Origin of the sequence: Sphingobium sp. LB126 (assembly GCF_002795205.1) — a bacterium.
Classification (GTDB): domain Bacteria; phylum Pseudomonadota; class Alphaproteobacteria; order Sphingomonadales; family Sphingomonadaceae; genus Sphingobium; species Sphingobium chungbukense.
Map to the genome: position 1 here is coordinate 1175198 of NZ_NETV01000001.1, position 20110 is coordinate 1195307.

Sequence of the window (20110 nt, forward strand, 5' to 3'; positions counted from 1 at the left end):
CCGCGCCATCAACGGCATGGTGCCCGCAAAAGGGGAAAAGACATGAGCTGGACGCGCCGCAAGCCGATGGAGGCGATGATGCCCGCCCATGAAGGGCACAGGCTGGCGCGCACCTTGTCCTGGCCGCACCTGCTGGCGCTGGGCGTGGGCGCGATCGTCGGCACCGGCATATTGACGCTGATCGGCGTGGGCGCGGACCGGGCCGGCCCTGCGGTGCTGCTGTCCTTCGCCATTGCAGGGGCCATCTGCGCCTGCGCGGCGCTGGCCTATGCCGAACTCTCGACCATGATGCCCGCCGCCGGGAGCGCCTACAGCTACAGCTATGTCGTCCTGGGCGAGGGCATCGCCTGGATCGTCGGATGGAGCCTGATCCTCGAATATTCGCTGGTGGTGTCGACCGTGGCGGTGGGCTGGTCCGGCTATGCCGCGCCTTTGCTGACCTCGGTGGGCTTCCCGGACCTGCTGACGAGGGGCCCGGAACTGGGCGGCTTCGTCAACCTGCCCGCCATCTTCATCATCGCCGTGGTGGCAGGGCTGCTGATGCTGGGGACGCATGAGAGCGCGCGGCTGAACAGCCTGCTCGTCCTCATCAAGATCGCGACCTTGAGCCTGTTCGTCGCCATCGCCCTGCCTGCCTTCGACGCACAGAATCTCCACCCCTTCATGCCCTTCGGCTTCGCCAAGTCGATGGGGCCCGATGGAGTCGAGCGCGGCGTCATGGCGGCGGCGGCGATCATCTTCTTCGCCTTCTACGGCTTCGACGCCATCTCCACGGCGGCGGAAGAGGCGAAGAACCCCGATCGGGACCTCGCCATCGCCATCGTCGGATCGCTGATCGTCTGCACACTCATCTATGTGCTGGTAGCGGCGGCGGCGGTCGGCGCCATGCCCTTCACCCGCTTTGCCGACAGCCCGGAGCCGCTCGCGCTGATCCTGCGCGAAATGGGCCAGGGACAGGTGGCGCGAATCGTCGCCATCGCGGCGGTGATCGCCCTGCCGACGGTGCTGCTCGGCTTCCTCTACGGCCAGAGCCGCATCTTCCTCGTCATGGCCCGCGACGGTTTCCTGCCGCAAAGGCTGGCCCAAATCTCGAAACGCGGCACCCCCGCCCGGATCACCGCCGTCACCGCCATATTGGTCGCGATCATCGCAGGCGTCCTGCCCATCGACGAGATCGCCGCGCTCGCCAATGCGGGCACGCTGATCGCCTTCACCGCCGTAGGCGCCTGCCTCCTCATCCTGCGCCGCCGCAGCCCCGCCATGAAACGTCCCTTCCGCACCCCCGCCGGTTGGCTGGTCGGCCTTGGCGCCATCGGCGGCTGCGCCTATCTGTTCATCAGCCTGCCGATGAAGACCATCCTCGCCTGCCTGATCTGGAACGCCATCGGCCTGGCCGTCTATTTCCTCTATGGACGCAAGCGCGCATCCTTGAGCGCCGCTTAGGGTGGCCTTTTCGTCTCACAAGCCCTACATGCGCCGCACTATGGGCCGTTTTTCGAAAATGCATGGATTGGGCAACGACTTCGTGGTGATCGACGCGCGGGAGACCGCGCTCGACATGACGGCGACGCGCGCCATGGCCATAGCCGACCGCCATGCCGGGATCGGCTGCGACCAGCTCATCCTGATAGGAAATTCCGACCGCGCCGACGTGTCGATGCGCATCTTCAACAGCGACGGCAGCGAGGTGGAGGCCTGCGGCAACGCGACCCGCTGCGTGCCCCTGTTCGTCGGCCGGGACGTGCTGATCGAGACGAAGGCGGGCCTGCTGGACGCAAAGGCCGTCGATGGCGGCGCCAGCGTCGACATGGGCGAGCCGCGCCTCGAATGGGACGCGATCCCCCTCTCCTACGCCATGGACACGCTGACCATGCCGGTAAGCTGGGAAGAGCTCCCCGCCCCGGTGGCGGTCAATGTCGGCAATCCCCATGTGATCTTCTTCGTGGACGATCTGGACGGTGTGAACTTCGACCGTCTGGGCCCGCTGATCGAGCATGATCCGCTCTTCCCCGCCCGCGTGAACGTGAACTTCGCACAGATCATCGGCGAGAATCACATTCGCCTGGTCGTCTGGGAACGCGGTGCCGGCCTGACCCGCGCCTGCGGCACCGGCGCCTGCGCGACCGCGGTGGCGGCGGTACGGCGCAAGCTGGTAAGCGGCCCCACGACGGTCAGCCTGCCGGGCGGCGATCTGGTGATCGACTGGGCGCCGGGCGGGCATATCATGATGACCGGCCCCGCCACCCATGTCTTCGACGGCGAGGCTGACTGGGCGCGCTTCTGACATGAGCGGGGCCCAGATCATCACGCTCGGCTGCCGCCTCAACATCGCCGAGAGCGAGGCGATTCGCGAAATGGCGGGCGGGCAGGATGATCTGATCGTCGTCAACAGCTGCGCGGTGACGGCCGAAGCCGTGCGCCAGACACGGCAAGCCATCCGCCGCGCCCGCCGGGACCGGCCCGATGCGCGGATCATGGTGACAGGCTGCGCCGCGCAGACCGAGCCGGAAACCTTCGCCCAAATGGCCGAAGTCGACGCGGTGATCGGTAATCGGGAAAAGATGGACCCGACTCACTACCGCCCGTTCGTTTCGAGCGGAGCGGGTGCCCAGGTCAAAGTCTCCGACATCATGTCGGTCCGCGAAACCGCGCCGCACATGGCCAGCGCCTTCGCCGAACATGCCCGCGCCTTCCTGGAGGTGCAGAATGGCTGCGACCATCGCTGCACCTTCTGCATCATCCCTTATGGCCGGGGGAACAGCCGCTCCGCCCCCGCCGGTGCGGTGATCGAAAAAGCCCGCGAACTGGTCGATGCGGGCTACAGGGAAATCGTCCTGACCGGCGTGGACGTCACCAGCTACGGCCCCGACCTGCCCGGCGCGCCCTCGCTCGGCCTGCTGATCGAACGCCTGCTGAAGGGCGTGCCAGAGCTCCCCCGCCTGCGCCTCTCCTCGCTCGACAGCGTGGAGATCGACGAGCGGCTGTTCGACCTGCTCGCGCATGAGCCGCGCATGATGCCGCACCTTCACCTCTCGCTCCAGGCGGGCGACGACATGATCCTCAAGCGCATGAAACGCCGCCACAGCCGCGCAGAAGCGATCCGCATCGTGGAAAGGCTGAAAACCGCCCGCCCCGACATCAGCATCGGTGCCGACATCATCGCCGGTTTCCCGACCGAGGACGAAGCGATGTTCCAAAACAGCCTCAGGCTGGTGGAGGAATGCGGCATCGTCCACGGCCATATCTTCCCCTACTCGCCGCGCACCGGCACCCCCGCCGCCCGGATGCCGCAGGTCGACCGCGCCGCCATCAAGGCCCGCGCCGCGCGCCTCCGCGCCGCCTGCGAAGCGCAGCGCCGGAACTGGCTGATGAGCCTGATCGGCTCGACCCAATCCGTGCTGGTGGAGCGCGACGGGCTTTCGGGTCATGCCGAAAATTTCGCCCCGGTGCGATTCCCCCGGCCGCAATCCCCCTCCTCCATCGTCCGCGCGACCATCACGGGCCTTGAGAATGGCGCGCTGATCGCGCAAGAGGCGCAGCAATGACTGAACCCGGCACAAGCTGGCGCGATCGCCTCTTCGGCGGCCTCAAGCGCACTTCCGACAAGCTCGGCGAGAATCTGACCGGCCTCTTCACCAAGGCCGCTCTCGACGAACAGACCCTGGACGAGATCGAGGAAGCGCTGATCGTCAGCGACCTTGGCCCCGCCATGGCCGCCCGCGTGCGCGACCGCCTGTCGGAGGGCCGCTATAATCGCGAACTCACGGAAGAATATCTGCGCGAGATCATCGCGGAGGAGATCGAGAAGACGCTCGCCCCGGTCGCCCGCCCGCTGGAGATAGAGGCCTTCCCGCGCCCGCAGGTGATTCTCGTCATCGGGGTCAACGGCTCCGGCAAGACCACCACCATCGCCAAGCTCGCCAACCTCTTCCTCGAACAGGATTATGGCGTGATGCTGGCGGCGGGCGACACATTCCGCGCCGCTGCCATCGGCCAGCTCAAGGTCTGGGCCGAGCGCCTCGGCATTCCCATCGTCGCGGGCAGGGAAGGCGGCGACGCGGCTGGCATCGTCTTCGACGCGGTGAAACAAGCCACGGCAACAGGCATCGACGTGCTGATCGTGGATACCGCCGGGCGCCTTCAGAACAAGACCGAGCTGATGGATGAACTGGCGAAGATCCGGCGCGTGCTGGGCCGGTTGAACCCGGCGGCGCCGCATGACGTCGTCCTGGTGCTGGACGCCACCACGGGCCAGAATGCGCTGAGCCAGATCGAGGTTTTCAAGGAAGTCGCGCAGGTGACCGGCCTGGTCATGACCAAACTCGACGGCACGGCGCGCGGCGGCGTGCTGGTCGCGGCGGCGGAGAAATATCGCCTGCCCATCCATGCCATCGGCGTGGGCGAGAAGATCGAGGACCTGCGCCCCTTCGATCCGGGCGACATGGCGCGGGCGATCGCTGGGACGGCCTATGCGCGGTGATCACTCCTCCTTCGTCATGCCAGCAATAGCTGGAATCTCGGGGCTCAACGGCACCACCCGACCGCAGGATATCCCCGCTTCCGCCGGGATGATGGAGCAAGCAGATGGCTGACGCCAAGAAACCCAAGCACAACGGCAATCTCAGCCTCGCCCTGGACTTCGGCCCGCTCCTTGTCTTCTTCCTGAGCTATAAGGGCGCCGGCTGGATATGGGGACCGGGCAATCCGATCACCGCCATGATGCTGGGCACCGCCGCCTTCATGGTCGCGATCATCATCGCCGTCATCGTGTCGAAGGTGAAGCTCGGCCGCGTGTCGCCGATGCTCTGGCTGTCGGCCATGCTGATCCTCTTCTTCGGCGGCCTCACCATCTATTTCCGCGACCAGAGCTTCATCCAGTTGAAGCCGACCATCATCTACAGCTTCTTCGCGCTGATGCTGTTCGCGGGTCTGATGCGGGGCAAGCCGCTGCTCAAATATCTGCTTCAGGCCGCCTATGACGGCCTTACCGAAGCCGGCTGGCGCAAGCTGTCGCGCAACTGGGCCTTTTTCTTCATCGCCATGGCGCTCGCCAATGAAGTGATGCGCCGGACCATGACGTTCGATAGCTGGCTCGCGGTCAAGGTGTGGGGCGTCACCATCGTGTCGATCGTCTTCGCCGCCGCCAATATCCCGATGCTGATGCGCCATGGCCTCGACCTCGGCGAGAAACTCGATAGCGAGGAAATCGGCGAAACGACGCCACCGCAAGGTTGAATTCGTCCCATTCTTGCGATCGTTTCGCAATAGGCACATATCTGTTTCCTTGGCGCTTTGGGGCGCATATGGGAAGGGCGCGGAGGCGTCCACGCCCCGACAGGACCATTGAACCAATCGGCCGCGTCATCCGTTTCCGCGGCCGATCCATAACGAGCCCGAGGAGTTCCGCCATGGCCTTTGTTCTTCCCGACCTGCCCTATGCCAAGGATGCATTTGGCGACATTCTGACCGCCGAAACCTTCGATTTCCACCATGGCAAGCACCATAATGCCTATGTCGTGAAGGCCAATGAACTGGTCGCCGCCGACGCCTCGCTCCATGGCAAGTCGCTGGTCGAGCTGATCAAGTCCAGCAAGGGCGGCCTGTTCAACCAGGTCGGCCAGATCTGGAACCACACATTCTACTGGCAGTCGCTTTCGCCCACGAAGACAGCGCCGAGCGGCGACCTGCTCGCCAAGATCGAGGAAGCCTTCGGTTCGGTCGACGCTCTGGTAGAGAAGCTCAAGGCCGAAGCCGTCGGCCATTTCGCCAGCGGCTGGGCCGCACTGATCCTGAAGGACGGCAAGCTCGAAGTCACCAGCTATCATGACGCCGACACGCCGGTCGCGCATGAAGGCCACGCGCCGCTGCTGATCCTCGATGTATGGGAACATGCCTATTATATCGACTATCGCAACGCCCGTCCCAACTATGCCGACCGCGTCCTCAAGGAAGCGATCAACTGGGACTTCGCCGCGCAAAATCTCGACGGCCAGGGCGTCAGCCGCGCGGACCAGCCCGCCTGATCCTTCAAGGGGTGCCCGTCGATCGGAACGATCATGGGCACCCCAGCCGAGCCCTTGAAATAGGATACAACTGTTTCTTAACCCGGCCATCGGAACATATGGTCGGGGACAGAGGGAAACAGTATATGGACCTCGACGAATTGCAGAGGCAGCATGACGAGATCGAGGCGCTTCTGGCCCGGTTCCGCCAGGCTATTGCAGACGACAGCAGCCCGCAAAGGCTCGGCGCGCTCCGCTGGCAGTTCGCGCGCCAGTTGATGGCGCATCTGGCGCTGGAAGACCGGATATTCTACCCCAATATGCAGCGGCAGCCGCACGACCGGCTGCGCGACACGGCTGCGCGGCTGGAAATGGAGATGGCGCCGATCGCCCAGAGCTTTTCGGCCTATATCGCCCGCTGGAGCGATGACAGGATCGAGCGCGAATGGGGCGACTTCTGCCGCGAAAGCCGGGAGGTTCTGGATAGGATCCTGCACCGGATGCACAAGGAGGAACGGCTTTTGATGCCGCTGCTCGCCGATGCCGGACTGGTGGAAACGCCGCGGATCAGGCAGGCGGGTTAGAGCGGCACTCTCCTGTTGCCGGAGCCAGATCCAGCGCCTGGGCCAGCGCTTCCAGATCGGTGCCCGGCCGCACCAGCAGCCAGTCGCGCGCCCGTGCGCCATTGACGACGGTCACCGCGCCCTTGGGACAGACACCAAGGCAGTTCACCTCGACGATACCTGCCAAAGCCTTGCGCCCCTTTTTCAGCGAGAGGTATCGGCGCAGCGCCTTGGCCAGCCGCTCATCGCCCGCGCGGCCGAAACCGCCATCCAGCTTCTTCGAACATTTGCGGCATACCAGCACCGCATGATCCCAGTTCGATCGGACCAGATCCTTCAATCCGCGCGCTCCCGCGGCTTCCATGTCCGCCGCTCCTCAGCCGCGCGCAACACTTCATAGGCGGCCTGGATCGTCTGGAACCGGACAGCGGCCTGCGCGTCGCCCGGCTTCACGTCGGGGTGATATTCCTTTGCCAGACGGCGCCAGCTTTTCTTCACCGCCTCGAAATCGGCATCGTCCTCCAACTCGAGCGCCTGGAGCGCGTGCAACTCGTCGCGCGAGCGGCTGCCGTCGCCGGGTCCGCCCCAACCATGATAGGCGCTGTTCTGATATGCACCTGCATCACGCCGCTCGGCGCGCTCGCGCTGCTCGCGTTCCTCCTGGTCGAGGCCCTGAAAATAATCCCAGTTGCGGTTATACTCCGCCGCATGATCGGTGCAGAAATACCAGCGCTCGCGGCTGTTGGGCGATTTTGGCGCGGGACAATCGCCCGGCCGGTCGCAGCCATATCGATCGCACAGGCGCACCTGTTGCGCCTCACGCGATGCGCCATAGCTGCGCCAGCGGGGAAAGCCCCAGTCATTGGATCGGCTGCTTCTTGCCATGTCATCCAATTAGGGAAAGCCCAGGGGGAAAACCACCCCGCAGGCGATGAAATTGCATGGCGGGATCAAGTCCGGGGCGACGAAAGGGGAATGGCGAGAGCCCACCCATGGCAGCCACGATTTCCCGCCACCCCCTACCATCTGCCACCGGCCTACGGACCCGGGCATCTGAAAGCGTGATCCACATGCGTAGGAACATCGCACGAAAGCCGCGCTTTTCCCTCTCTCCCACGCATTACCTTGTCCACCCAATCCAGGGGATCAGATTTCCCCGATCATCTCCGCCAGCACGCCCAGGCAATCCTTGGCAAGCTGAATCGAGCGGGCGGGCGACCAGCCGAAATCGGCATCGGGCAAGTCGTCATTGTCCTTGAACGGCATTTCCAGCGTCATCGCCACCGCGCCGAAGCGCTCGGCCAATTGGTTGGTGGACATGGACAGGTTCGCCTTGCCCGCCGGCGCGGTGGGATAACCCTTCCTCGTCTGGAAATCCGGCGTCCGCGCGGCCAGCGTTTCCCGGAAACGGTGGTACAGGGTCAATTGCCGTTCGGTGATCGAGGGAATTCCCTCGAACCCGGCCAGGAACACGGCCGCGATCGCCTCATCGCCGTGCACGTCCATGGCGAAATCCACGCCCGTCTCGTCCATCGCCGCGCGAACCAGAAACACTTCCGGGCTCTTTTCCATCGACGGCTCATGCCATTCGCGGTTGAGGTTGATCCCCACCGCGTTCGTGCGCAAATGCCCGCGCCGGCTGCCGTCGGGATTCATGTTGGGCACGATGTGGAAGGTCGCCCTCTTCCGCAGCAGCCGCGCCACGGCATCTTCTTCATCACAGAGCCGCTCCAGCGCCCCTTCCATCCACCACTCGGCCATGCTCTCGCCCGGATGCTGGCGGGCATAGAGCCAGACCTTCTTCGGCCCATCGCCCACCACCAGCAGGTCGAGCGGCTGCCTGTCGAGCGTCAGCCCCAGTTCGCGATGCTCCACCCCGGGCTGGCACGCCGCCCAGGCGACCAGATCATGGTGCCGTTCCATCGAATAGGGCGCGAAATAGGCGAGCCACACCGCATTGGCGTCCGGCGCCATGCGAATCGTCAGCGTCCCGTCGGCATAGCTGGTGTCCGCCAGCAGCCAGTTTTCCCGATCCTCGCTCACCCTTGCCTGATAGCCTGGCCAGCCATCGGGATAGGCCGACGCGCCGCAATTGGTGATCGCCAGTTCGACTTCCCGCCCGGCGACGCCCGCCATGCGGAAGTGGAACCATTGGTAGAAGTCACTCTGCCGGTCCTTGATGATCTCCAGCTCGGCGCGGACGCCGGCCGGACTATCGTTCAGGGAAACAAGGCGAATATTGCCGCTGTCGAAAGCGCTGGTGATGGAGACGGTCATTTGACGCTTATAGTCCGGCCCGATTCCCCCGGATAGTCCCCGATGAGCGCCGCCGCGAGCTTCTGCGCCGCGATGCCTGGCTGAGAGGCGGGCGTGCCTTCCCGCGCTTCGGTCTGCGCGCGGCCTTCCCAGATGGTGGTCGAATCAGCGCGGCGTCTGAGCTGCACCTGCAATTCGGTGACAACCTGCCCCTTCGGCTTGCCAGACAGGTTGATACCGATACCCAGGCCAAGCCCGGAATAGCCTCCGCTGCCCACGGCCCCGCCAACGCCGACACTCACCGGCTTGCCATTGGCGCCATAGCTGTTCGGCTCCCGGAAGGTCCGACGGAATCCGACCAGCGCGACATATTCACTCTTCGCGCTCTGTCCGGCACCATTGCCAACGGACGTGAAGCCCACCCGCTGCAATTCCTGATCCACGGCGGCGGCATAGGTCCGGAATTCCAGCCCGACGTCGGGATTGCCGGCCATTTCCTCGACCGCGACGGTCCCGCTGCGCACGGGATTATCGATATGGAATCGTGTCACCTCAACCGGAGGAATGGCGGTGGCGCAGGCGCTCAGGGAAAGGGCCAGCGGGAAAGAAAAGGCGATCTTTTTCAACATGGACTTGAACTCCGAAGATAATCACCCTCTACACGACACCGCGCGGCTAATCCCCTAAAAGCGTTGAAGCCATGGCTTTGCTGCACGGGGGATGAACGGAGCTGAAATGCGGGCAGTTCCCCTTGACTTTCGCCTGCCTCACCCATAGGGGCAGCGCTTCGATTTTCGATCACGCAAGATTCATTCAAAGGCTGGTTCCATGAAGATCCGCAATTCGCTCAAGTCGCTCAAGGGCCGTCACCGGGATAACCGTGTGATCCGCCGCCGCGGCCGCACCTATGTCATCAACAAGACCAACCGCCGCTTCAAGGCCCGTCAGGGCTGATCAAAGGGTGGGTATGGCCGCCGTCATCTTCGACGTCGGCAATGTCCTATATCATTGGAACCCAAGGGTTCTGTACGAGCGCCTGATCGACGACGATCGGGCGCTCGACGCGTTTCTCCGCGACGTGGTGACGCCGGAATGGCATTTCCAGCATGACCAGGGCCGTCCTTTCGCGGAAACCAGCGCCGAATTGATCGCGCGGCATCCGGAGCATGCTGGCCTGATTCGCCTCTGGGGCGACAAATTCATCGACAGCGTCGGCCCGACCATCGAGGGCATGCCGGACATCGTCCGCGAACTGGATGACAGCGGCGTGCCGCTTTTCGCCATCACCAATTTCAGCGATGAATTCTGGGTTCCCTTCCACAAACGGGAAGCAGCCCTATTCGCTCCCTTCCGCGACATCGTGGTCTCCGGCGCGGAAAAGCTCGCAAAGCCCGATCCGGCCATCTACCGGCTGGCGCTCGCCCGATTCGGCGTGGAGGCGGCGCAGGCCCTTTTCATCGACGACCGCGAGGACAATATCCGCGCGGCGCAAGCCGAGGGAATGCACGGACACCTGTTCCGCGACGCAGCCACGCTACGCCGGGAACTGACCGCGCTGGGCGTGCTTTAGGCTTCGTCCCGGCCCCGAAGCTCATCCCCGCGAATCGCTGCCACATGCAGCACGTTGGTCGACCCCGGCGTCCCGAAGGGCACACCCGCCAGCACGACGATCTTGCCGCCTTTCTCGACCATATCATGGCGCAGCGCCATGCGCCGCGCCTTGCCGATCATCTCCTCGAACGTGCCGATATCCTTGGTCCGCACAGCATGCACGCCCCATGTCAGCCCCAGCTTGCGGGCCGTGTCCTGCCGCGGGGTCAGCGCCAGGATCGGTGTCATCGGCCGCTCCCGCGCCACGCGCCGCACGGTGCTGCCAGAAGAGGTGAAGCAGGTGATCGCACTCGCACCGACCACCGAGACGATGCCGCCCGCCCCTTCCGCCAGCGCGTCGGCAGTCGTCGGATCGGGCTTCGTCTCGGTATAGTGCAGCCGTCCGAAATAGCCCGGATCGCGCTCGACGCTATGGGCGATACTGTCCATCATCGTCACCGCCTCGACCGGCCAGTCGCCCGCCGCCGTCTCCGCCGACAGCATGATCGCGTCCGCCCCGTCATAGACCGCCGTCGCCACGTCCGACACTTCGGCGCGGGTCGGCGTCGGCGCCTTGATCATCGATTCGAGCATCTGCGTCGCCACCACGACCGGGCGCCCCATGCGCCGCGCCGTCGCGACGATCTGCTTCTGGAGCGGGGGCACCGCCTGGGGCGGCAATTCCACGCCCAGATCGCCGCGCGCCACCATCACGCCGTCCGCCAGTTCGATGATTTCCTCCAGCCGCTGCACGGCGGCAGGCTTCTCGACCTTCGCCATCAGCGCGCCATAGCCGCCCATCAACTTGCGTGCCTCGGCCAGATCCTCGGGCCGCTGCACGAAGCTGAGCGCGATCCAGTCGCAGCCCTGCTCGACAGCAAAGCTTAGGTCCCGCCGGTCCTTCTCCGTCAGCGCAGGGACCGGCACCACCACATCGGGCACATTCACGCCCTTGCGGTTGGACAGTGTTCCGCCGACCTCCACCACCGTGTCGATGCGGTCGTCCGCCACCTTCTTGACCCGCAGCACCAGCTTGCCATCGTCCAGCAGCAGCCGGGTTTCCGGAACGAGCGCCGCGTAAATCTCTGGATGCGGCAGGTTCACCCGCCTGGCATCGCCCGGCGTCGGATCGCTGTCGAGTACGAAGGCCGCACCCGTTTCCAGCACCGCCAACCCGCGCTCAAAGGTCCCCACACGCAGCTTCGGCCCCTGAAGGTCGCCCAGGATCGTCGTCGGACGGCCGAATTCCTTTTCCAGCGCCCGGATCGCCGCGATGCGCGCGGCATGATCCTCATGCGCGCCATGGCTCATGTTGATGCGGAAGGCATCGGCCCCGGCAACGAACAGCGCGCGGATCATTTCCGGACTGTCGCTTGCGGGCCCAAGGGTCGCGAGAATGCGGACCTTGCGCGTGCGGGGCGGTAATTTCGTCATTCTTCCCAAACTCCTGACCGTCATGATCGCCGCTGGTTTGCCAGGGCGCGGTTTTCGATTATCCGTGCTGCACGACAGGATGATGTAGATCAGCGAAAGGTTCGCCGTGAGCGATAACATACTCAGCGACGCGGTTGCCGCAACCGCCTTCCGACGGCTGGTGGCGCATTTGCAGCACCGCACCGATGTTCAAAATATTGATTTGATGGGCACGGCGGGCTTCTGCCGCAATTGCCTGGCCGACTGGATCGCTGAGGCCGACGGGACGCTCGGCAAGGATGAAGCCCGCGCGATCATCCACGGCATGCCGTTTGCCGAATGGAAATCCCGTTACCAGAGCGACGCGACGCCCGAACAGATCGCACGCATGCAGGAGAGTGTGGCGAAGAACGCCGACAATCATTAGAGGCGTTCACCGACCGATTCACCCAACCGATTCACACAGACTGGAGATTCCCATGAGCGATGGCAATGTCGCCGCCGAACAGCTACGCCTTTTCATCGAGCGCATCGAACGCCTGGAAGAGGAAAAGAAGGGCATCGCGGACGATATCAAGGACGTGTATCTGGAGGCGAAGGCCAATGGCTATGATGTGAAGACGATGCGGTCGATCGTCCGCCTGCGCAAGATGGAGCGCAACGCCCGCATGGAGGCCGAAGCGCTGCTGGAAACATACAAGAACGCCTTGGGTCTGGAATAACCGAGTTCGCCGACAAAGGAGAGCACCCATATGTCCGAGATGATCGTCAGCACCACGCCCTCGCTGGAGGGACGCCCCGCTAAGGAATATCTCGGCATCGTCACCGGCGAGGTGATCGTGGGCGCCAATCTCTTCCGCGACCTGTTCGCCAGCGTCCGCGACATCGTCGGCGGGCGATCGGGCGCCTATGAGGACGTGCTTCAGCGCGCCCGCGAGCAGGCGATCGCGGAAATGCGCACCCGCGCCGCAACGCTGGGCGCCAATGCGGTCGTCGGCGTCGATCTCGATTATGAGACGGTCGGCTCCAGCGGATCGATGCTGATGGTCACGGCCTCGGGCACCGCCATACTCTACTGATGTCCCGACGGTTGCCCTCCCGCCATCCGCTGGTGTAAGGGCGCCCATCGATCCTCAACCGGCAGACAAGAATTCAGGACCCATGGCAGGCCATTCCAAATTCAAGAACATCATGCATCGCAAGGGCGCGCAGGACAAGAAGCGCTCCTCGATGTTCTCCAAGCTGAGCCGCGAAATCACCGTGGCGGCGAAAATGGGCATGCCCGACCCGGATATGAACCCGCGCCTTCGCCTGGCGATCAATGCCGCCAAGGCACAGTCCATGCCCAAGGACAATATCCAGCGCGCCATCGACAAGGCGATTGGCGGCGACACGGAGAATTACGAGGAAATCCGTTATGAAGGCTACGGCCCGGGCGGCGTCGCCATCATCGTCGAGGCGCTGACCGACAACCGCAATCGCACCGCGACCAACGTCCGCACGGCCTTCTCGAAAAATGGCGGCAATCTGGGCGCGTCGGGCGCGGTGAGCCATGGTTTCGACCGCATGGGCCTCATCACCTATCCGGCGAGCGCGGGCGATGCCGACGCGATCTTCGAAGCGGCACTGGAAGCGGGCGCGGACGACGTGTCGTCGAACGATGACGAGCATGAGATCTGGACCGCCATGGACGCGCTGCACGAAGTCGCCAAGGGTCTGGAGGCCAAGCTCGGACCGGCCGAAGGCGCCAAGCTCGCCTGGAGGCCGCAGACCACCGTCGAAGTCGACGAGAGCAACGCCGCGACGCTGATGAAGCTGGTCGACACGTTGGAAGACGATGACGATGTCCAGACCGTCTGGGGCAATTACGAAGTCTCCGATGAGGTCATGGAGAAGCTGGGCTGAGAACCCTGGCCCATAAGATCAGGCCATGATTATCCTGGGACTCGACCCCGGCCTTGGCACCACAGGCTGGGGCCTGATCGCTGCGGACGGCAATCGCCTGACCCATATCGCCAACGGGCAGATCAAGACCGATTCCGACATGGCGCTGGCAAGCCGCCTGCTGGTGCTGGACCTGGCGCTGACCGACCTGATCCTCGAACATCAGCCCAATGGCGCGGCGGTCGAGGAAGTGTTCGTCAACGTCAACCCGCAATCGACGCTGAAACTGGGTCAGGCGCGCGGCGTCGTGCTGCTGGCGGCGTCGCGTTCCGGCATGGAAGTGGGCGAATATGCCGCCCGCCTCGTCAAGAAGTCAGTCGTCGGCGTCGGCAATGCGTCCAAGGAGCAGGTCCACGCCATGGTGTCCCGCCTGCTCCCCGGCGCGAAAATCACCGGGCCGGATGCTTCCGACGCGCTGGCCGTCGCCATCACCCATGCCCATCATCTGGCAAGCGCTCGACGCATCCCGCGCAAATAGAGTATAACGCCGTCAACTTTGGGACGTCCTTGAAGGATTTGGCTGACCAAGGCGGCATGATAGAGGCACGGGAAAAGATCGCTTCATACGACATATCCTATCGCGATTTACCGCTTCATAAAGCCAGTTGGCTTTGCCTTCGATGCCGTAGGACGGAGGAATGTGCGACGGGTATTGGCCAAAACCCGTCAATCCGGCTAGAGCGCGCTGCGCTGAATCGTACGCAAGCCGCGCGCGCTAAGCTTTTGTTGTCGCATCGCTTTAAGCGCAAAACCGGTTCCCACTTTTGCGCACGATGCTCTAAAACTCTATTTATCCAAGCCGTCTAGACCGCCACGATCTCAGGCAGGATCGCATCCAGCAGCAACATGCCTGCCGGTCCTATGGACAGTTGCTGACCCCATTGCCGCACAAGGCCGTGACCCGCCAGCCGCGCGACGGCCTTCCCATCGACCAGAGCCTCGACCGCCAATCCCGACAGCCGCGCGATGCGGGCGAGATCGACGCCTTCCCCCAACCGTAACCCCATCAACAGCGCCTCCCGCGCGCGGTCTTCGGGAGCAAGCGGCTCCTCGCTTTGCAGCCCGTGTCCATTGCGGGCGACCGCATTCATCCAATTTTCCGGTTTCTTATGCCGCAGCGTCGCCAATCCTCCGCGCCGCCCATGCGCGCCCGGACCCACGCCTGCATAGTCGCCATAGCGCCAATAGGTAAGGTTATGGCGGCTTTCCTGGCCCGGCCGGGCATGATTGCTGATCTCATAGGCAGGGATGCCGGCCGCCGCCGTCATCGCCTGCGTCCGTTCATAGAGGGTGGCGGCATGATCCGGATCAGCGGGCATCAGCCTGCCCTGCGCCACCAGAGTCGCAAAGCGCGTGCCCGGCTCGATGGTGAGTTGGTAGAGTGAGAGATGATCGGTACCGAAGGACAAGCCTTGCGCCAGTTCCGTTTCCCAATCCGCCTCGCTCTGGCCGGGCCGCGCATAGATCAGGTCGAAATTCACCCGGCCGAATACCGACTGCGCAACGTCCAGCGCAGCGAGTCCCTCGCGGACATCATGGGCGCGGCCCAGGAAATGCAGCGCTTCATCCTCCAGCGCCTGAAGGCCGAGCGACACCCGATTCACGCCCGCCGCCGCCAGATCGGCGAAGCGCGCCGCCTCGACCGAACTGGGATTGGCCTCGAGCGTGATCTCGATATCGGGCGTCGGTGTCCAGTGGCGCGCCGCCGCGTCGATCAGCGCTTCGACGATGCGGGGCGGCATCAGCGAGGGCGTGCCGCCGCCGAAGAAGATCGACGACAGGGGCCGCCCGCCATTCAGCCCCGCTTCATACGCCAGATCGTTCAGCAGCGCATCGCGCCATGCATCACTATCGATCTCCGCCCGCACATGGCTGTTAAAATCGCAGTAAGGACATTTCGAAACGCAAAATGGCCAATGCACATATAGGGCTATGGGGGTGGCTGACGGCGCGGGGATCAAAGGGTTCGCGGACATGAGTGGGGGCGTTCTTAAAGGGCTTTGGCCAGCGCGGCTAGCATGGGCCGGCATTTTGCTGGCGGTGGCAGGACAGGCTGCCGCCGCGCCGTCGAAAAGCCCACGCCCCCTGCCGCCGGCTATGCCCGCCTCCTATTACGGCATGGAGGAGGCGGATCGCGATGACGGGCTGATGCGCGAAATCATCCTGGGCATGCACAATGAGGAACGCGAATCGCTGGGCCTTCCGCCCTTGGCTTGGGACAGCGCATTGGCGGCGGATGCGGCGCGCTATGCCGCGCAGATGGCGCAGACCAATATCTTCCGCCATTCCGCACGCGCCAGCCGCGCCACGCCCAGCGGCGAAAATCTCTGGATGGGATCGCGCGGCCTCTATGATTATGAGGTGATGGTCGGATCGTTCCTGGATGAGAAGCGCTATTTCCGGCGCAACGGCACCTTGCCCGATCTCAGCACCACCGGCCGGTGGGAAGATGTCGGCCATTACACCCAGATCATCTGGCGCGGCACGCGCAAGGTCGGCTGCGCGCTGGCGGAGGGGCAGAGCTACGACTATCTGGTCTGCCGCTATTTCCCGGCAGGGAATGTCTTCGGCCGCAACCCGCTGGACCGGGATGATGCCACGCCGTCCCAATATGCCGGTGGCGGCCGCTGATTGGCGGAACCATGCGCCTACGCAGGCAGGCATGGAACAGGTCTTCAATGGTCAGAAAACCGCAGCCACCAACTGAGCGAAGGCATCGGCGCGGTGGCTCATCGCATGCTTCTTCTCCGGCGCCATCTCACCGAAGCTGATGGCGTGCCCATGCGGCTGGAAGATCGGATCATAGCCGAAACCCCTGTCCCCTCGCGGCGGCCAGGTGATGATGCCATCGACGCGGCCTTCGAACGCCTCGACATGACCGTCCGGCCAGGCCAGTGCGAGCGCGCAGATGAAATGCGCGCCATGGCCCGCCTCCGGCCCCTTGGCCTGGATATTGTCCCAGACCAACTGCATGGCGAGGCCGAAATCCTTGCCCTCGCCGGCCCAGCGGGCGGAGAAGATACCCGGATCGCCGTTCAGCGCCTCGACGCACAGGCCGCTGTCGTCGGCGAGAGCAGGCAGGCCCGACAGGTCCGCGGCCTGCATCGCCTTCAGTTCGGCATTGGCGATGAAGGTGGTGCCGGTCTCGTCGGGTTCGGGCAGGTCCAGCGCGGCGGCGGAGACCGTCTCTATGCCATAGGGCGCGAGCAGCTCTCCGATTTCCCGCACCTTGCCCGGATTGTGGCTGGCGATCACCAGCCTGCCCGGCCCCAGCTTGCGGATCGCCTGTTCCTGTCCGAACTCGTCGCTCATCTTACCGTCCCGTAGCCTTGTCCTGCGCCGCGAAAATCTGCGCGCAGCCGATACGGGCGAGGCGCAGCAGGCGAAGCAGCTCTTCCTCGTCATAGGTAGCGCCTTCGGCGGTCGCCTGCACTTCCGCAAATTTGCCGTCGCCGGTCAGGATCAGGTTCGCGTCGGCCTCCGCATTGCTGTCCTCGGCATAATCGAGGTCCAGCACGGGGGTTCCGTTATAGATGCCGCAACTGATCGCGGCGACCTTCTGCACGATCGGGTCTTCTTTCAGCGCGCCCGATGCCAGCAGCTTGTCGATGGCGATGCGCAGCGCGACCCAGCTTCCTGAAATGGCGGCGGTGCGGGTCCCTCCATCGGCCTGGATCACGTCGCAGTCCACGACGATCTGACGTTCGCCCAGTTTCTGGAGGTCGACCACGGCGCGCAGCGAGCGGCCGATCAGGCGCTGGATCTCCTGGGTGCGGCCCGACTGCTTGCCCTTGGCGGCCTCCCGGCTGCCACGCGTGTGGGTGGCGCGGGGCAGCATGCCATATTCCGCCGTGACCCAACCCGATCCCTTGCCACGCAGGAAGGGCGGCACCTTCTCCTCGATCGACGCGGTGCAAAGGACCCGCGTGTCACCGAAGCTGACCAGACAGCTCCCCTCGGCATGGATGGTGAAGCCGGGCTCCATGGTGATCTCGCGCATCTGGTCGGGCGCGCGGCCGGAAGGACGCATAAATTTCTACTCCGAAGCGTTGTACGGGTGCGGCTTAGCGGCAGGCGTGCAGTCTTGCCAGTGGCGATATATGCGAAAGATGCTAGGAAACGGGGCATGGGGACGAAAACGATCATGATTTTGGCGGCGACGGCACTGCTCGGCGCATGCGCGACCGAGCAGGCCGAGCTGGAAAAGCCGACGGCGGCCGGGGACACGATCCGCTTTTCCGCCGGCCCCTGCTTCGGCGCCTGCCCCAGCTACACATTGCGCGTGACGCCGGACGGCTCCGGGCTGATCGAGCCTCAGCGTTTTACCGCCGTACCAGGACCGACGCGTTTCACCGTGACGCCGCTGCAATATCGCCGCTTCCGCGCGGCGCTCTTGCAGTTCCGACCTGCCCAGGGGACGGTCAAACGCATCGGTCAGGGGGAAAATTGCACCCGTTTCGCGACCGACATGCCGGGCTATGTGATCGAATGGACGCGCGGCGATGCGCAGCCGACGCGCCTGGAGTTCCAGTCGGGCTGCATGGACGCCGGCTATGGCAAGCTCCGGGCGACGATCGCCTCCATCCCCAAAATGCTCGACATCGCGGCGATGGTGAAACCGACGCCAGCCAAGGGCAAGTGACGGATGGGCTTGAGCGCGGCCGAAGCCTTGCCTAGATAACAGCCATGGCGGTCACACCGATCACCGAACTGAACGAGCGTGCCCGCGACGTATTCCGTCTGGTGGTCGAGAGCTATCTCGGCACCGGGCTACCCGTCGGTTCGCGCACGATCAGCAAGCTGGCGACCCTCAGCCTGTCGCCGGCCTCCATCCGCAACGTGATGCAGGACCTGGAGGAACTCGGCCTGCTTGCCGCACCGCACACTTCGGCGGGACGGATGCCGACCGAATCCGGCCTCCGGCTGTTCGTCGATGGCATGATGCAGGCGGCGGAGCCCTCCGTGGAGGAACGGCGCGCGATCGAGGCGGGAATTGCCGAGGGCGGACCGATCGAGGAAGCACTGTCGGCGGCGACCGCAGCATTGTCCGGCCTGTCCGCCTGCGCCGGGATCGTGATGGTGCCCAAACGCGAGCCGGTACTGCGGCAGTTCGGTTTCGTGCCGCTGAACGAGCGGCAGGCGCTGGCGGTGCTGGTGGGACAGGACGGGTCGATCGAGAATCGCGTGGTCGATCTGCCGCCGGGCGTGACGCCCATCATGCTGAATGAGGCGGCCAATTTCATGTCGGCGAGATTTGGCGGATTGACGCTGGCGCAAGCGGGCGAAGCCTTGCAGCGCGAACTGGAGCGGGAGCGCCATGCCTTGCAGGGCGCGGCCCGCGAACTGGTGGAACGCGGCATCGCGATCTGGTCGCAGGATGCCGACGAGCGGCCCGTATTGATCGTGCGCGGCCAGGCGCATCTGCTGGACGACGGCACTGCCGCCGATCTGGAACGGGTGCGGCAATTGCTCGAACAGCTTGAAGGCAAGCAGGAGATTTCCCGGCTGCTGGAAAGCGCGCTGGCGGGCAGCGCGACCAAAATCTTCATCGGCTCGGAAAACAAGCTCTTTTCCCTGTCGGGTTCTTCGGTCATAGCCGCGCCTTACCGGGGCGGTGACGGCCGGGTGGTGGGCGTAGTCGGCGTAATCGGCCCGACGCGCTTGAACTATGCGCGGGTGATCCCCATGGTGGACTTCACTGCGCAGACGCTGTCGAGATTGATGAGATGAGCGAAGACAAACAGAATATCGAAAACACCGAACTTGTGGACGAACTGCCCGAGGATGCGGCGCCGGCTGGCGACGCGGCGGCGGAGCGGATCGCCGCTCTCGAAAATGAGCTGGCGACCGCCAAGCAGGACGTACTCTACGCCCATGCGGAAACGCAGAATGTACGGCGGCGGCTGGAAAAGGAACTGGCCGATGCGCGCGCCTATGCATCGACGGCCTTTGCCCGCGATATGCTGTCGGTGGCGGACAATCTGGGGCGTGCGCTCCAGACGATCCCAGCCGATCTGCGTGAGGATGAGAAGTTCAAGGGGCTGGTCGCAGGCCTGGAAGCCACCGGTCGTGAACTGGAAGCCGTATTCGGCCGCAACGGCATCGAGAAACTCGTGTCGGTCGGCCAGCCGCTCGACCCCAACAAGCATCAGGCGATGATGGAAGTGCCCTCCGCCGAGGCGGAACCCGGTACGGTTCTGGTGGAGATGCAGGCGGGCTATACGATCAAGGATCGGCTGCTGCGCCCGGCGTTGGTCAGCGTGGCGAAGAAACCCGACTGATCACCGCATCGGTTGCAAATGACAAGGCCCGCCGGACCCATGTCCGGCGGGCTTTTTGCTG

The 20110-nt window shown here is 64.4% G+C and carries 26 protein-coding genes; 18 read left to right on the forward strand and 8 right to left on the reverse strand.

Annotated elements, in window-relative coordinates; all coding sequences use genetic code 11:
• Positions 1-42 precede the first annotated feature (42 nt).
• The 7 genes from CAF53_RS05690 to CAF53_RS05720 all read left to right on the forward strand — a co-directional run bounded on the left by CAF53_RS05690 (position 43) and on the right by CAF53_RS05720 (position 6586).
• On the forward strand, positions 43-1443 hold the full coding sequence (locus tag CAF53_RS05690; protein ID WP_100237552.1) for an amino acid permease: 1401 nt from the start codon (positions 43-45) through the stop codon (positions 1441-1443).
• Between the two features lie 40 nt (positions 1444-1483).
• Positions 1484-2284 carry a diaminopimelate epimerase gene (gene dapF / locus CAF53_RS05695; protein ID WP_100237553.1) on the forward strand — a complete coding sequence of 267 codons (801 nt, stop codon included), beginning with the start codon at positions 1484-1486 and terminating at the stop codon, positions 2282-2284.
• 1 nt (position 2285) lies between these two features.
• Complete coding sequence (gene mtaB, locus CAF53_RS05700) at positions 2286-3545, forward strand: tRNA (N(6)-L-threonylcarbamoyladenosine(37)-C(2))-methylthiotransferase MtaB (RefSeq protein ID WP_100237554.1); 1260 nt, start codon at positions 2286-2288, stop codon at positions 3543-3545.
• The gene (gene ftsY, locus CAF53_RS05705; RefSeq protein ID WP_046762483.1) at positions 3542-4480 is read left to right on the forward strand and encodes a signal recognition particle-docking protein FtsY; all 939 of its coding nucleotides are present in this window, start codon (positions 3542-3544) and stop codon (positions 4478-4480) included. The genes mtaB and ftsY overlap by 4 nt, the downstream gene beginning before the upstream one ends.
• 104 nt (positions 4481-4584) lie before the next feature.
• Positions 4585-5235, forward strand: a complete 651-nt coding sequence (ispZ, locus tag CAF53_RS05710) for a septation protein IspZ (protein ID WP_046762482.1) — start codon at positions 4585-4587, stop codon at positions 5233-5235.
• A 173-nt stretch (positions 5236-5408) separates the two neighbouring features.
• A complete protein-coding gene (locus CAF53_RS05715) occupies positions 5409-6023 on the forward strand; it encodes a superoxide dismutase (RefSeq protein WP_100237555.1) in 615 nt (204 codons plus the stop codon).
• A gap of 125 nt (positions 6024-6148) precedes the next feature.
• Positions 6149-6586, forward strand: a complete 438-nt coding sequence (locus CAF53_RS05720; RefSeq protein WP_100237556.1) for a hemerythrin domain-containing protein — start codon at positions 6149-6151, stop codon at positions 6584-6586.
• Here the strand turns inward: CAF53_RS05720 and CAF53_RS05725 are convergent.
• The 4 genes from CAF53_RS05725 to CAF53_RS05740 all read right to left on the reverse strand — a co-directional run bounded on the left by CAF53_RS05725 (position 6570) and on the right by CAF53_RS05740 (position 9450).
• Positions 6570-6929, reverse strand: coding sequence for a hypothetical protein (locus tag CAF53_RS05725; RefSeq protein WP_046762479.1), 360 nt, complete (start codon positions 6927-6929; stop codon positions 6570-6572). The two genes, CAF53_RS05720 and CAF53_RS05725, sit on opposite strands and share 17 nt — an antisense overlap.
• Positions 6902-7450, reverse strand: a complete 549-nt coding sequence (locus CAF53_RS05730) for a J domain-containing protein (protein WP_100237557.1) — start codon at positions 7448-7450, stop codon at positions 6902-6904. The genes CAF53_RS05725 and CAF53_RS05730 overlap by 28 nt, the downstream gene beginning before the upstream one ends.
• Before the next feature lie 261 nt (positions 7451-7711).
• Positions 7712-8842, reverse strand: coding sequence for a M14-type cytosolic carboxypeptidase (locus CAF53_RS05735; protein WP_100237558.1), 1131 nt, complete (start codon positions 8840-8842; stop codon positions 7712-7714).
• The gene (locus CAF53_RS05740; RefSeq protein ID WP_046762476.1) at positions 8839-9450 is read right to left on the reverse strand and encodes a hypothetical protein; all 612 of its coding nucleotides are present in this window, start codon (positions 9448-9450) and stop codon (positions 8839-8841) included. Before CAF53_RS05740 ends, CAF53_RS05735 begins: the two co-directional genes overlap by 4 nt.
• 199 nt (positions 9451-9649) lie before the next feature.
• Between CAF53_RS05740 and ykgO the strand changes: the two genes are divergently transcribed.
• On the forward strand, positions 9650-9775 hold the full coding sequence (gene ykgO, locus CAF53_RS05745) for a type B 50S ribosomal protein L36 (RefSeq protein WP_004210176.1): 126 nt from the start codon (positions 9650-9652) through the stop codon (positions 9773-9775).
• 13 nt (positions 9776-9788) lie between these two features.
• On the forward strand, positions 9789-10391 hold the full coding sequence (locus CAF53_RS05750) for an HAD family phosphatase (protein ID WP_100237559.1): 603 nt from the start codon (positions 9789-9791) through the stop codon (positions 10389-10391).
• On the opposite strand, the gene pyk is transcribed toward CAF53_RS05750, so the two are convergent.
• Positions 10388-11845, reverse strand: coding sequence for a pyruvate kinase (pyk, locus tag CAF53_RS05755; protein ID WP_084733023.1), 1458 nt, complete (start codon positions 11843-11845; stop codon positions 10388-10390). The genes CAF53_RS05750 and pyk overlap by 4 nt on opposite strands.
• 106 nt (positions 11846-11951) lie before the next feature.
• Between pyk and CAF53_RS05760 the strand changes: the two genes are divergently transcribed.
• From CAF53_RS05760 to ruvC, 5 genes are all read left to right on the forward strand, one after another.
• Positions 11952-12251 (forward strand): DUF1244 domain-containing protein, encoded by a 300-nt coding sequence (locus CAF53_RS05760; protein WP_046762474.1) that lies wholly within the window; start codon positions 11952-11954, stop codon positions 12249-12251.
• 52 nt (positions 12252-12303) lie between these two features.
• Positions 12304-12546, forward strand: a complete 243-nt coding sequence (locus CAF53_RS05765) for a DUF2312 domain-containing protein (protein ID WP_013848733.1) — start codon at positions 12304-12306, stop codon at positions 12544-12546.
• A 30-nt stretch (positions 12547-12576) separates the two neighbouring features.
• Positions 12577-12903, forward strand: a complete 327-nt coding sequence (locus tag CAF53_RS05770; protein ID WP_197707370.1) for a heavy metal-binding domain-containing protein — start codon at positions 12577-12579, stop codon at positions 12901-12903.
• An 82-nt stretch (positions 12904-12985) separates the two neighbouring features.
• Positions 12986-13729 (forward strand): YebC/PmpR family DNA-binding transcriptional regulator, encoded by a 744-nt coding sequence (locus tag CAF53_RS05775; RefSeq protein WP_046762473.1) that lies wholly within the window; start codon positions 12986-12988, stop codon positions 13727-13729.
• Positions 13730-13754: 25 nt separating this feature from the next.
• Positions 13755-14246, forward strand: coding sequence for a crossover junction endodeoxyribonuclease RuvC (ruvC, locus tag CAF53_RS05780; protein ID WP_046762472.1), 492 nt, complete (start codon positions 13755-13757; stop codon positions 14244-14246).
• A 325-nt stretch (positions 14247-14571) separates the two neighbouring features.
• On the opposite strand, the gene hemW is transcribed toward ruvC, so the two are convergent.
• Entirely contained in the window at positions 14572-15744 is a 1173-nt protein-coding gene (hemW, locus tag CAF53_RS05785; RefSeq protein WP_100237560.1) for a radical SAM family heme chaperone HemW, read from the reverse strand.
• On the opposite strand from hemW, the gene CAF53_RS05790 reads away from it, so the two are divergent.
• The gene (locus CAF53_RS05790) at positions 15743-16399 is read left to right on the forward strand and encodes a CAP domain-containing protein (RefSeq protein ID WP_046762548.1); all 657 of its coding nucleotides are present in this window, start codon (positions 15743-15745) and stop codon (positions 16397-16399) included. The two genes, hemW and CAF53_RS05790, sit on opposite strands and share 2 nt — an antisense overlap.
• Positions 16400-16450: 51 nt before the next feature.
• Here CAF53_RS05790 and rdgB read toward each other — a convergent pair whose 3' ends face one another.
• Positions 16451-17080 carry an RdgB/HAM1 family non-canonical purine NTP pyrophosphatase gene (rdgB, locus tag CAF53_RS05795; RefSeq protein ID WP_046761772.1) on the reverse strand — a complete coding sequence of 210 codons (630 nt, stop codon included), beginning with the start codon at positions 17078-17080 and terminating at the stop codon, positions 16451-16453.
• A 1-nt stretch (position 17081) separates the two neighbouring features.
• Positions 17082-17798 carry a ribonuclease PH gene (gene rph / locus CAF53_RS05800; protein WP_046761773.1) on the reverse strand — a complete coding sequence of 239 codons (717 nt, stop codon included), beginning with the start codon at positions 17796-17798 and terminating at the stop codon, positions 17082-17084.
• A 96-nt stretch (positions 17799-17894) separates the two neighbouring features.
• On the opposite strand from rph, the gene CAF53_RS05805 reads away from it, so the two are divergent.
• From CAF53_RS05805 to grpE, 3 genes are read left to right on the forward strand one after another with little or no spacing between them, the layout of a single operon-like run.
• On the forward strand, positions 17895-18410 hold the full coding sequence (locus CAF53_RS05805) for a DUF6438 domain-containing protein (protein WP_046761774.1): 516 nt from the start codon (positions 17895-17897) through the stop codon (positions 18408-18410).
• A gap of 44 nt (positions 18411-18454) precedes the next feature.
• Complete coding sequence (gene hrcA / locus CAF53_RS05810; RefSeq protein ID WP_046761775.1) at positions 18455-19498, forward strand: heat-inducible transcriptional repressor HrcA; 1044 nt, start codon at positions 18455-18457, stop codon at positions 19496-19498.
• Positions 19495-20049: a nucleotide exchange factor GrpE gene (gene grpE, locus CAF53_RS05815; RefSeq protein ID WP_100237561.1), complete on the forward strand. Its 555-nt coding sequence runs from the start codon at positions 19495-19497 to the stop codon at positions 20047-20049. Before hrcA ends, grpE begins: the two co-directional genes overlap by 4 nt.
• Positions 20050-20110 lie beyond the last annotated feature (61 nt).

Bases quoted from the DNA above. Each gene is read 5' to 3' on its own strand.
- CAF53_RS05770 (WP_197707370.1), top strand. From the start codon at position 12,577: ATGTCCGAGATGATCGTCAGCACCACGCCCTCGCTGGAGGGACGCCCC.
- grpE (WP_100237561.1), top strand. From the start codon at position 19,495: ATGAGCGAAGACAAACAGAATATCGAAAACACCGAACTTGTGGACGAA.
- CAF53_RS05805 (WP_046761774.1), top strand. From the start codon at position 17,895: ATGGGGACGAAAACGATCATGATTTTGGCGGCGACGGCACTGCTCGGC.
- dapF (WP_100237553.1), top strand. From the start codon at position 1,484: ATGGGCCGTTTTTCGAAAATGCATGGATTGGGCAACGACTTCGTGGTG.
- hrcA (WP_046761775.1), top strand. From the start codon at position 18,455: ATGGCGGTCACACCGATCACCGAACTGAACGAGCGTGCCCGCGACGTA.
- rdgB (WP_046761772.1), bottom strand. From the start codon at position 17,080: ATGAGCGACGAGTTCGGACAGGAACAGGCGATCCGCAAGCTGGGGCCG.
- CAF53_RS05765 (WP_013848733.1), top strand. From the start codon at position 12,304: ATGAGCGATGGCAATGTCGCCGCCGAACAGCTACGCCTTTTCATCGAG.
- ruvC (WP_046762472.1), top strand. From the start codon at position 13,755: ATGATTATCCTGGGACTCGACCCCGGCCTTGGCACCACAGGCTGGGGC.
- CAF53_RS05720 (WP_100237556.1), top strand. From the start codon at position 6,149: ATGGACCTCGACGAATTGCAGAGGCAGCATGACGAGATCGAGGCGCTT.
- pyk (WP_084733023.1), bottom strand. From the start codon at position 11,845: ATGACGAAATTACCGCCCCGCACGCGCAAGGTCCGCATTCTCGCGACC.
- mtaB (WP_100237554.1), top strand. From the start codon at position 2,286: ATGAGCGGGGCCCAGATCATCACGCTCGGCTGCCGCCTCAACATCGCC.
- CAF53_RS05790 (WP_046762548.1), top strand. From the start codon at position 15,743: ATGAGTGGGGGCGTTCTTAAAGGGCTTTGGCCAGCGCGGCTAGCATGG.
- CAF53_RS05730 (WP_100237557.1), bottom strand. From the start codon at position 7,450: ATGGCAAGAAGCAGCCGATCCAATGACTGGGGCTTTCCCCGCTGGCGC.
- CAF53_RS05750 (WP_100237559.1), top strand. From the start codon at position 9,789: ATGGCCGCCGTCATCTTCGACGTCGGCAATGTCCTATATCATTGGAAC.
- CAF53_RS05715 (WP_100237555.1), top strand. From the start codon at position 5,409: ATGGCCTTTGTTCTTCCCGACCTGCCCTATGCCAAGGATGCATTTGGC.
- hemW (WP_100237560.1), bottom strand. From the start codon at position 15,744: ATGTCCGCGAACCCTTTGATCCCCGCGCCGTCAGCCACCCCCATAGCC.
- ispZ (WP_046762482.1), top strand. From the start codon at position 4,585: ATGGCTGACGCCAAGAAACCCAAGCACAACGGCAATCTCAGCCTCGCC.
- CAF53_RS05690 (WP_100237552.1), top strand. From the start codon at position 43: ATGAGCTGGACGCGCCGCAAGCCGATGGAGGCGATGATGCCCGCCCAT.
- CAF53_RS05725 (WP_046762479.1), bottom strand. From the start codon at position 6,929: ATGGAAGCCGCGGGAGCGCGCGGATTGAAGGATCTGGTCCGATCGAAC.
- rph (WP_046761773.1), bottom strand. From the start codon at position 17,798: ATGCGTCCTTCCGGCCGCGCGCCCGACCAGATGCGCGAGATCACCATG.
- ftsY (WP_046762483.1), top strand. From the start codon at position 3,542: ATGACTGAACCCGGCACAAGCTGGCGCGATCGCCTCTTCGGCGGCCTC.
- CAF53_RS05775 (WP_046762473.1), top strand. From the start codon at position 12,986: ATGGCAGGCCATTCCAAATTCAAGAACATCATGCATCGCAAGGGCGCG.
- CAF53_RS05740 (WP_046762476.1), bottom strand. From the start codon at position 9,450: ATGTTGAAAAAGATCGCCTTTTCTTTCCCGCTGGCCCTTTCCCTGAGC.
- CAF53_RS05735 (WP_100237558.1), bottom strand. From the start codon at position 8,842: ATGACCGTCTCCATCACCAGCGCTTTCGACAGCGGCAATATTCGCCTT.
- ykgO (WP_004210176.1), top strand. From the start codon at position 9,650: ATGAAGATCCGCAATTCGCTCAAGTCGCTCAAGGGCCGTCACCGGGAT.